Below are 10,261 nucleotides of genomic sequence, written 5' to 3' on the forward strand. Positions count from 1 at the left end.
CCGTCGCGCCGGACGAGCCCCGACGCGCGGTCGCACCGACCCGGCGCCGCCCGCGCCCCGCCCGCACCCCGCCCACCCCGCGCTCACGCCATCGGCAGGACATACACGGAGCGGCCCTCCGGGTCCTCGAAGCCGGTGTCCGGCCGAAAGCCCAGCCGCTCGGCGAGCCGGCGCGACGACAGGTTGTCGTCACGGATCAGCGCGGTCAAGGGCACCTCCGGAAACAGCCGCCGGGCGACGATCAGGGTGGCGCCCACCGCCTCGCCCGCCAGGCCGTATCCCCACACCGACGGCGCGAAGCGGTAGTACAGGTTGAGAACCGACACGTCGTTCAACCGGGTCAGCCGCGTCCCCGCGAAGCCGATCAGGGCATCCGGCTCGTCATGCCGCGCGACGGCGCAGTAGCCGATCCCGTCCCGCTCCCAGTCGTCGAGCATCGACCGCAACAGGTCCGCGCTCTCCTGCGGCGAGCGGTGCGGCCCGTTCGGGTTGTGCAGATTCGTGGCCGGATCACCGTGCACGGCGAAGACCGCCGCCACGTCGTCGGGGCGCGGTCGGGTCAACAGCAGCCGCTCGGTTTCGGCGACCAACGTACGAGGCGTCATGAGAGTGCGGGGCCGATCGGGTCGGGAGTCTGGCCGGGTACGCTCCGAGCGTATTCGCCCGATTCATCCGACCGACGTCGGCCCCGCCACGTAGCGGTGCGCGCGCGGTAGGGCCGGGGCCGGACCGGACCACCGTCCGCGCGCTATCTCCCCCTACCGCCCCTCGGACAGGTCCAAGCGCCAATCGTTGCTCTCGATCGGGTTGCCCTTCGGGTATTCGAACTCCGTCTTTCCCATGAGCGTGAACCCCGCCCGACGGCATATCGCGTTCGACGCCGGGTGGTGCACCGACGGGAACGCGTGCAGGTAGCGATGCCGGTTCTGCGCGCGGGCCGCCACCACGACCGCCCGCGCCGACGCGACCGCGAGCCCTCGGCCCTGGAACTCGGGAAGGATGCCCCACCCGGTCTCGTACACGGTCTCGCCGTGCCACTCCAACTCCCAGAAGCCGATCGCGCCGACCGTGTCGCCGCCCGGCAACTCGACGACGCTGAACATCCGGCCGGTCCCCCGGGACGGGATCCGCAGATACTTCCGGTGCCGCGCGAGGAGCTGCTCCTCGGTCTCGGGGCCGCCCAGATGCTCGGTCATCTCGGGAGCGTTGTTGCGCCGCAACAGCGGCAGATCCGCGTCCGTCCACGGCTCGATCCGCACCTGCGGCCCGTACACCAGCTCCGACATGCTCGCCGGCTCCCGTCCCTCGTCTGCCCGGTCCGTTCGAGTCGATCACATCAGCCGCGACCGACAGACCCACGCCTTCGGCCCGTCGGCGTGTCGCCGGCCCACCGGGCGTACACCCCCAGCTCCCCGAGCTGCCGCGTACCCGCCACGACGAGCCGGCCACCTACCCCAGCGCACCGACCACGTGGTGGCGAGTACCGTCGACGCCCACGCGTTCGCGGCGCAGCGCGAGCGTGCGGTGCTCGCGCGGACTCACCCCTCGCACCCGCTTGAAGGCGGTACTGAGCGCGAACGCACTCCCGTAGCCCACCTTCTCGGCGACCGCGCCGACCGTCGCCTCGGGTTCGCACAGCAGGTCGGCGGCGAGCGAGAGCCGCCACGTGGTCAGGAACGCCATCGGCGGCTCGCCGATCAGGTCGGTGAACCGGCGGGCCAACGACGCCCGCGAGACGCCGGTGGCGGTGGCCAACGAGGCCACGGTCCACGGGCGTTCGGGATTGTTGTGGATCAGGCACAGCGCCTGGCCCACCACCGGGTCACGATGCGCGCGATACCAACCGGGCGCTTCCGTACCCGAGCGCGAGAACCACGCGCGCAGGATCGCGATCAGGAGCAGATCCAACAGCCGATCGAGCAGGGCGTCCTGCCCGGGCTCGTCCTTGACGATCTCGGCGGCGAGCAGCGGAATCAGCGGGCAGTCCCACTCGTCGTCGCGAATGACCAACAGCCCCGGCAGCGCCTCCAGAAGCGGCCGGCTCACCTCGCCGGCCAACTGATAGGTGCCGGTCAACATGATGGTCTCGGCGTCCGGGCTGTTGCCCCAACTCCGCACGCCCAGCGCCATCTCCTTCTCCAGATCGCGCCCGTCGGGCGTCGTGCAGCGTTGCCCGGGGTGGATCACGATCTGCGGCGGCGACGTCGGATCGTCGGAGACCCGATAGTGATCCGGCCCGAGCACGATCGCCACGTCTCCGGCCTCCAGCCGGATCGCCTCCCCACGATCGAGCGCGATCCACGCCTGCCCTCGCACCATCGACACCACGGTCAACGGCGCCTCGTCCTGAATCCGCATCGACCACGGCGCACTCAACATCGACCGCAACAAGAACGCCCCTTGCGCCCGCGGCCCGTTGAGCAGACTCGTCAAAGCATCCATGCCGCCGACCCTAGCCGAGACACCGCAAGAAATTGAGACGATCGGACATGCAAGTGGCTCTCAAGGTGATGAAAAGTCTCATCTTTCACACATGGACCAACCTGACCCACTTGCCGCACAGACGCTGCATGTCATCGATGCCGCTGGTCAGCATGGTCAGCGGGCCCGGCTGGGCCAGGGCAGTCGCGGCAACCATGGCATCGATGGCATACGTGTGACCGTGCAGACCGGTCGCCATCAGTTGACCGGACGCGTCCCGAGCGATCCGCTCGGTCACCGGTTCGAGCGCCAACAGCGACAACGTGAACGAGACGACCGCCGGGTCGAGCCGGGAATGCTGCGCCTCGACCAGTGTGACCACACTCGCGATCACCCTGATCCGATGTTCACGCGCGTAGCCGAGGAAGGCCATGACGCGCGCGTCGCGTTCGATGGCGAGAGACAGGCCCGCGCTGTCCGGGACTCACTCATACCGCAACGGTGCCACCACTTGTGGCATCGCTCATCCGGTACGCACGAGGTCGCACGCTCACGGGTGAACGCGGCGCCGCCGCCGCGTTCACTCGTCCCCCGTTCGGCGTCGGTCAGCCCTTGACGCACACGACCTGTCGCAGTTCGGCCACCACCTCGACCAGGTCCTGCTGCTGCCGCATGACGTGCTCGATCTTCTTGTACGCGCCAGGGATCTCGTCGACGACGCCCGAGTCCTTGCGGCATTCGACACCCTCGGTCTGCTTGGCGAGATCCTGGACCGTGAAGCGCTTCTTCGCCGCGTTGCGGCTCATCTTGCGGCCGGCACCGTGCGAGGCCGAGTTGAACGCGGCCTCGTTGCCCAGCCCGCGAACGATGTACGAACGCGTCCCCATCGAACCCGGGATGATGCCGAGGTCGCCGGAGCCGGCCCGAATCGCGCCCTTACGGGTCACGAGCAGGTCCACACCGTCGTACGTCTCCTCGGAAACGTAATTGTGGTGGCAGCTGATCGTCTCCTCGAAGGTCACCCGTGCCTTGCGGAACTCGCGCCGGATCACCTCCTGGAACAGGGCCATCATGATCGCGCGATTCTTCGCCGCATACTCCTGAGCCCAGTACAGGTCGGACCGATAGGCGTCCATCTGCGGCGTGTGACTGACGAACACCGCGAGGTCTTGGTCGACGATCCCCTGGTTGTGCGGCAGCGAACGGGCCACCGACATGTGATGGTCCGCCAGTTCCTTGCCGATGTTGCGCGAGCCCGAATGCAGCATGAGCCACACCGAATCCGATGTATCCACACAAAGCTCGACAAAGTGGTTGCCGGATCCGAGTGACCCCATCTGCCTCCCGGCCCGCTCGCGCCGGAACTTCACCGCGTCCGCGACGTCGTCGAAGCGCGACCAGAACTCCGCCCAGCCGGCCGTCGAAAGCCCGTACAGCTTGCTCGGATTGACCGCCTCGCCGTGCATGCCCATCCCGACCGGGATGGCCTGCTCGATCTTCGAACGCACCCGGGACAGGTCCTCGGGAAGGTCGGCCGCAGTGAGCGAAGTCCTGACCGCACTCATCCCGCACCCGATGTCCACCCCCACCGCCGCCGGGCACACCGCGTCGCGCATGGCGATGACCGAGCCGACGGTGGCGCCGCGGCCGAAGTGGACGTCGGGCATCACGGCGAGGCCGTGCAGCCACGGGAGGGTGGTGATGTTGCGGAGCTGCTGCATGGCCTGGCTCTCGACCGCGGCGGGGTCGGTCCACATGCGAATCGGTACCCGGGCGCCCGGGACCTCGGTGTACGACATGGTTTGGTCACTCTCCTGAGTGGTCCTACGTCAAGCGTAAGGAGGATTGGGTGGCTGCCCCGGCGCACGCCGGGTAGTGGCCCGCGTGCGAGCACGGGGCAGCCGTGGCAGGGCCCGCAGGGTTTGGCGACTGCGGGTCCTGCGGAGAAGGAGCGAAGCGGGGTTACACGCGGCGAGCCGCGGCGCTCCTGGCGGGGCGTCGGCTGTGGTCACGGAACCGCACGGCTTGCTCCTCTCCCTACGAGGACAGGACACACGGAAGAAGGCCCTGTCGTGGCTCGGTCTCCATCAAGCCACGCCAACGGGGCACGCCGCAAAGGGTTTTCGGGGATCGCCCGGAGCCGGGTGGTCGACCGCCGGCGTCGGCCGGGTCGTCGCGCGCCCCCCGCGCACCCCACGCGCCGCTGTGACACCCGACCGGGTCGGGCGTACATTCCCCAGGCATGTTCGCCGTCGGGGTTTGCGCGTGGATCAGCGCGTTCGTGTGTGTCGTGTTCGCCCGGTCGCGGCGTGGGGTCCGGGTACCGCCGGTGGTCCGGGACTTCGACGGCGACGGTCCGCTGGAGCGCGCCGAGTTCCCGCGCCCGGTGCGCGCCGGCTGGATCGCCGGCGCGGCCGCGGCGCTGGTCGGGTCGGTGGCCCTGGTGCTCGGCAGCCGATGAGCCGGGCGGCGCGGTGAACCTCGGGGATCCGGTCTCAGGTGAAGACGACCGTGCGGGTTCCGTTGAGCAGGACGCGCCGCTCCGAGTGCCACTTGACCGCGCGCGACAGCGCCTGGCACTCCACGTCCCGGCCGACCGCGACCAGCCCGGCGGGGGTCACCGCGTGGTTGACCCGCTCGACCTCCTGCTCGATGATCGGGCCCTCGTCCAGGTCCCCCGTGACGTAGTGCGCGGTCGCGCCGATCAGCTTCACCCCGCGCGCGTGCGCCTGGTGGTAGGGCTTCGCACCCTTGAAACTCGGCAGGAACGAGTGGTGGATGTTGATCGCGCGGCCTTCGAGTTGCTTGCACAGGTCGTTCGAAAGCACCTGCATGTAGCGCGCCAGGACCACGAGTTCGACGTCGTTCTCGCGCACGAGCGCGAGCAGTTGCGCCTCCGCCTCGGGCTTGGTCTCGCGAGTGACCGGGATGTGGTGGAACGGCACGCCGTACGAGCGCGAGAGATCCTCGAAGTCGCGGTGGTTGGACACCACGCCCACGATCTCGATCGGCAACGCGCCGATGCTGCTGCGGAAGAGCAGGTCGTTGAGGCAGTGGCCGAACTTGCTGACCATCACGAACACCCGCATGCGGGCGTCGCCGTCGTGGATCTGCCAGTCCATGTGGAAGGACGCCCCGACCGCGGTGAACCCGGCCCGGAGCGCGTCGAGCTCGACGCCGTCCTCTGCGGAGAAGTGCACCCGCATGAAGAACAGGCCGGTGTCGCGGTCGCCGAACTGCTGGCTGTCGACGATGTTGCAACCGGTCATCATCAGGAAGCTCGCCACCGCGTGCACGATGCCGCGCTTGTCCGGGCAGGACAGCGTGAGCACGTACTGGTGGCCACCGGTGCGCGCGCCGCCGGTGGTACCGAGGGTCGTGGTCTGCTCGGTCATGGGCGCGCGCCTTTCGTGCCAAAGCTTGCGGTCTACCTGGAAGGTTGCGGTCGTACAGGATCCCACGTCCGGTAAGCGCTCAGCGCCCACCGGTACGGATGCGGAGCACGTCCAGCGAGTCGGGGCGCACGTCGGGATCGTCCTCGTCGGTCAGCGCGAGCGCGACGTGCGCGGCTCGGGAGGCTGCCTGCACCTGGCTCCAACGCGCGTGCGTCAGGTAGGCCGGAGCAGGCGCGTCCTCACCGATCTCGTGCAGTACGGCGAGGATCTCGACCACCGCCGCGTCCACCACCGCCGCTTCGTCGGCGTCGGCGAACATGCAGCCGACGTAGGCGTTCGCGGACCAGCGGTCCAGCCACGAGTCGCCGACGAGGCGATACACCGCGTCGGTGATCGTGCCGTACTCCGGGCGGCCGGCCAGCCAGCACTCGTGCTGGAACGTCGGGTCGCCGAACATGTGCAGCGCGGAGCGGACCTGGGCCCGCCAACGCCACCACGGAACGGTGCTCTGGCGCATACGTGCCATCGTGGCGTCTTCTCCCCTGTCCGCGCTTCGGTTTCGGCGATCCGATCGCGATTAGATCGGGATCCGATCGGGATCCGATCGGGATCCGATCGGGATCCGATCGCGATCGGACGTCGAATTCGGGCCGATTCCCGACCGATCATGCCGCAGACCGACACATGTCCCCCACAGGGGTGCATCACCGCGTGGGGCCCGGTCGTGCGTCGCGTCGTCCGTCCGCTTCGCCTCGCGCGTTCGTGCGTCCGTGCGTCCGTTGGTTCGTTCGTCCGTTCGTCCGTTCGTCCGTGCGTCCGTGCGTCCGCTGGTTCGTTGGTTCGTTCGTCTGTTTTGCAGCTCGCGTCAGTCCGCGACCTTGATGGTGATCAGGCCCCGCTGGCTGTCGTACACCCGCAGCGCGGCGACCGTGAAGCCGGGATGGTCCCGTATCCAGTTCGTCGCCGCCAGCACGATCCGGTCCGCGGTGGTGAACGCCTGCGCCGACTCGATCGAGTAGTCGCTCGGCAGGTGCGAGGACAAATCGGTGTTGACCGCCAGCTCGTACTCTCCCCGATGGTCGAGCGTGAGCCTGACCTGCGTCACGTGCGCCCCCTCGGCACTCCCGTGCAGGGCGGCGAGAATGCCGGCCCCGTACTCGTCGGCCGCCGGCTTGCGGTCGTCGCGTTCGGCGCCGAGCCGGAAGTCGATCACGTCGCGGTCCGAGTCGAAGATCTCCATGCTGCCGATCCACAGGGCCGGGTGCTCCTCGGCCCACTGCGCGGTCTCGGTGAGCAGTTTGCCCGCGAGATCACGGACGACCGCCTCGTCCTGCGTCGCGCCGCTGCCACGCACGAGATCGGTCTCCAGGGTGACCTTGTAGACCTTGTACGAACTCGCGACGCGGACCTTCGCGACGTGCGTCCCGTGCACGGTCGTGCGCAGGTACGTGAGTAGTTCGGTGCCGTACGCGCCGGCCTCGGCGGTATCGCCGGCCGCGGCGGGCGGTACGGCCGTAGGCGTCACGGGTGTCGTGGACGTGCCTGCGGAGCCCCCGTCGAGTCCGCTGGGCGACGCGGTGGTGACCGTTTCGGCCACCTTGCGGGTCGGCTCCGATCCGGAGCAGGCGGCCGTGCCGGCCAGGGTCATGGCGAGAACCACGACCACCGACAGTCGTGACCGTTGTATGCGTATCAAGGCTCGTGTTCACCCCCTGTCACCCAGCCATGGTGCGGGTTGGTACTTGGCTCCTACCAGGCGGGGGGTAGCGCGCGCAGGAAATATACCGCTTTGGCCCGGGTTCCACGGCCGGGTGTGTGAAATGGGGGCTCGGCACGAGATGCGCGACGATCCCGGGGGCGGGCACCGGGTGGATTCGGGACCTGATGCGACAGGTGATTCGGGATGCGTTTTGGGATGTCTGGGGACGGGACTCGGGACGTCTCGGGATGCGGCTGGGGATGCGTCTCGTGATGGTCTGGGGATGCGGCTGGGGATGTCTCGGGATGCGGCTGGGGATGCCTCTCGGGATGTCTCGGGACGGGACTCGGCATCGGTTCCGGGGGGTGCCGGCGTGGGCTCGGGTCGGTGGGGGGCGCCTTCAGGGGTCCACGGCGAGTCGGTAGCCGCGTTTGGTGACGGTGCGTACCAGGCCGGCGTACGGCCCGAGCGCGGTGCGCAGCCGGGCGACGGCCCCTTCGACGGCGTGTTCGTCGGTACGCGTGTCCGCCCACACCCGGTGGAGCAGTTCGGCTCGGCTGAGCACCCAGCCCGGTTTCTCGGCGAGGGCACGCAGGACCGCGCCCGGTACCGGCGGCAGCCAGATCGTGCGGCCGTCGACCAGGAGTGCGTTGCCCTGAAGGATCATCCGTTCGCCACCGGTGTCCAGGACCCGGCGGGCCCGGGCGGGAAGCGCCTCGGCGATCGTACGGACGAGCGAGCCGAGTCGGCCGCGTTCGGGCCACACCGTCTCGATCCCGTGCTCGGCGAGCGGGCGCGCGCAGACCGGGCCGATGCACACGGGCAGCACGTCGGCGCGCAGCGCGGCCAGTACGTCGGTCCGCCTGCCCTGTGCGTCGGCGGTCTCCAGGAACGCGCCGATGGCGGGGGCGCTGGTGAAGGTGAGCGCGTGGATCTCCCGGCGCGCGGTCTGCTCGACGAGGCGGCGCACGGCGTCCGGGTCGTCGGGCGGGCCCCAGCGGTAGACGGGGATCTCCACCACGTCGGCCCCGCGCTCGCGCAGCGCGGCGGTGAAGCCCTCCCAAGGCGCGCCGTGTTCCTGGACGGCTATCCGTCGCCCGCGCAGGTCGCGGGCGAGCAGCCACGCGAGCACCTCGTCGGCGGCGTCCGAGCCGGGCGAGTACACCTCGCGCAGCCCGTACGCCCGCACCGCGCCCACCGCCTTGGGCCCGCAGCAGACCAGCACGCCGGCCCGACCCGCGGCGATCACCCGGTCCGCGTTGCCCCATCCGTCGGCGGCGGCCAGCCAGCCGCGCCAGCCCACTCCGGTGGTGGCCACGACGTAGTCGAGTCGGCGTTCGAGCGCGCGGTCGGTGGCGCGGCGCAGGACCGGATCGTCGGCGGGCGCGACGATGCGCACGGTGGGGGCGTCGATCACCTTGGCCCCGAGGTTTTGGAGCAGCGCGAGGAGTTCGTCGCGGCGGCGGGCCGCGGTGACCCCGATGGTGAACCCGATCAACGGTTCGGCCCCCGCGCCTGTCTCCATGGACCGAGACTCGCCGACGTGTGTTACGTCGCTGTTGCCGGACGGTCACGCGGGGGTTAGTTCGGCGGGCAACTCGCCGAATCGATCGTGTGGTTGGTGGCTCGTGGTTGGTGCTTCGGGTTGGTGCTTCGGGGTTGGTGGGTTGGCGCTTCGGGGCTGGTGGTTGATGGCTCGTGGTTGGTGCTTCGTGGTTCGTGGTTGGGTTCGTGGCCGAGTGGCTCTCGGCTTGGGTGGTCTCGGGTTCGGGATCGTCTGGGGTGATCACCGGTCAGATCTCGTTGGCCCCGCGCTTCTTGAGGTTGTTGCCGAGCGCGATGGGGTTCCAGATGCCGACCACCTTGTTCTTGGCAGTGGTGGCCCGGCCGCTTGCTCGGTCCGCGTTGCGCTTGTGCTCGGTGTACTTGGCCTTGCCGTCCGTACAGCCGCCCTGGGCCATCTCGGTGCCCCAGGCGGCGAGTTCGCGGTCGGATTCGGCGGACGCGGCCCACGCTTCGCGCAACCCGGTGACCAGGTCGGGGCCGCGGTCGAGTTTGTCGGTCTTGAGGCCGGCCAGGCCGGCGACCTGCTGGTCGCGCTGGGTGGCGGCCTGGGTGAGCGATGCGGCGCCGGCGGCGGGATTGCTGCAGTTCTGGATCTGCTGGACGGCCTGCGAGACGATCTGGCGCGACCCGGCGCTGACCTTGAGCAGTTCGTCGACGGCGGACGCCTGTCCGGCCGTGGGGTCGGCCTGCGGCGGCGGCTGCGGGGTGTCTTTCTTCTCCGGCGCGGCATTCGTGGCCGGCGCGGACGGCGCGCTGGTGGACGACGCCGCCGTGTCCGCCTTGTCCGCCTTGTCGTCGTCGCCGAACGCGCCGCCCGCGAACAGGGCGATCACGGCGATCACGACGATGCCGCCGACACCGGCGGCGATCAGCGGCGTCCGCGAGCGACCGGGAGGGCCTTCGTCTCGGTAGCCGCTGCCCGGGGCGGGGGTGTGCGGTGGAACGCCCGGGGGCGCGTATTGCGAGTACGGCTGCGGCGTGGGATAGCCGGGGGGCGCGGCGGGCGGGGCTTGGTGCGCCGGGGGTGCGTGGTGCGGTTGGTGCAGCCGGTGCGAGGTGTCGGCGGTCGGCTGCGGGGGGCCCGGATTCGGGCCGGCGCCGGGGCCGGGTTGCGGGGCGTCGCGGAACAGGTGCGCCGGGAAGGCCTGGGTCGCATCGGCGGGGTCGGCCGCGGGCGGGG

At 70.1% G+C, this 10,261-nt stretch carries 10 protein-coding genes and 1 pseudogene; 1 reads left to right on the forward strand and 10 read right to left on the reverse strand.

What is annotated here, in order from left to right; all coding sequences use genetic code 11:
• Positions 1-83: 83 nt before the first annotated feature.
• From GT354_RS03730 to GT354_RS03750, 5 genes are all read right to left on the reverse strand, one after another.
• Positions 84-605 (reverse strand): GNAT family N-acetyltransferase, encoded by a 522-nt coding sequence (locus tag GT354_RS03730; RefSeq protein WP_161354721.1) that lies wholly within the window; start codon positions 603-605, stop codon positions 84-86.
• 153 nt (positions 606-758) lie between these two features.
• A complete protein-coding gene (locus GT354_RS03735; protein ID WP_161354722.1) occupies positions 759-1,286 on the reverse strand; it encodes a GNAT family N-acetyltransferase in 528 nt (175 codons plus the stop codon).
• Positions 1,287-1,449: 163 nt separating this feature from the next.
• Positions 1,450-2,442 carry an AraC family transcriptional regulator gene (locus tag GT354_RS03740; protein WP_161354723.1) on the reverse strand — a complete coding sequence of 331 codons (993 nt, stop codon included), beginning with the start codon at positions 2,440-2,442 and terminating at the stop codon, positions 1,450-1,452.
• Between the two features lie 85 nt (positions 2,443-2,527).
• Positions 2,528-2,854, reverse strand: a complete 327-nt coding sequence (locus tag GT354_RS03745) for a DNA-binding protein (protein WP_237534346.1) — start codon at positions 2,852-2,854, stop codon at positions 2,528-2,530.
• 172 nt (positions 2,855-3,026) lie between these two features.
• Entirely contained in the window at positions 3,027-4,220 is a 1,194-nt protein-coding gene (locus GT354_RS03750) for an RtcB family protein (RefSeq protein ID WP_161354724.1), read from the reverse strand.
• Positions 4,221-4,663: 443 nt separating this feature from the next.
• Between GT354_RS03750 and GT354_RS03755 the strand changes: the two genes are divergently transcribed.
• Positions 4,664-4,882 carry a hypothetical protein gene (locus GT354_RS03755; protein ID WP_161354725.1) on the forward strand — a complete coding sequence of 73 codons (219 nt, stop codon included), beginning with the start codon at positions 4,664-4,666 and terminating at the stop codon, positions 4,880-4,882.
• A gap of 34 nt (positions 4,883-4,916) precedes the next feature.
• On the opposite strand, the gene purU is transcribed toward GT354_RS03755, so the two are convergent.
• The 5 genes and pseudogenes from purU to GT354_RS03780 form a co-directional block, all read right to left on the reverse strand.
• A complete protein-coding gene (purU, locus tag GT354_RS03760; RefSeq protein WP_161354726.1) occupies positions 4,917-5,816 on the reverse strand; it encodes a formyltetrahydrofolate deformylase in 900 nt (299 codons plus the stop codon).
• 79 nt (positions 5,817-5,895) lie between these two features.
• Positions 5,896-6,333 (reverse strand): hypothetical protein, encoded by a 438-nt coding sequence (locus tag GT354_RS03765; protein ID WP_161354727.1) that lies wholly within the window; start codon positions 6,331-6,333, stop codon positions 5,896-5,898.
• A 348-nt stretch (positions 6,334-6,681) separates the two neighbouring features.
• Positions 6,682-7,476: a DUF2968 domain-containing protein gene (locus tag GT354_RS03770; protein ID WP_161354728.1), complete on the reverse strand. Its 795-nt coding sequence runs from the start codon at positions 7,474-7,476 to the stop codon at positions 6,682-6,684.
• 439 nt (positions 7,477-7,915) lie between these two features.
• Complete coding sequence (locus GT354_RS03775) at positions 7,916-9,040, reverse strand: uroporphyrinogen-III synthase (RefSeq protein WP_161354729.1); 1,125 nt, start codon at positions 9,038-9,040, stop codon at positions 7,916-7,918.
• A 268-nt stretch (positions 9,041-9,308) separates the two neighbouring features.
• Positions 9,309-10,261 (reverse strand): annotated as a pseudogene (locus tag GT354_RS03780) (hypothetical protein); the annotation flags it as partial.

The organism is Streptomyces sp. SID3343, assembly GCF_009865215.1.
Lineage (GTDB): Bacteria > Actinomycetota > Actinomycetes > Streptomycetales > Streptomycetaceae > Embleya.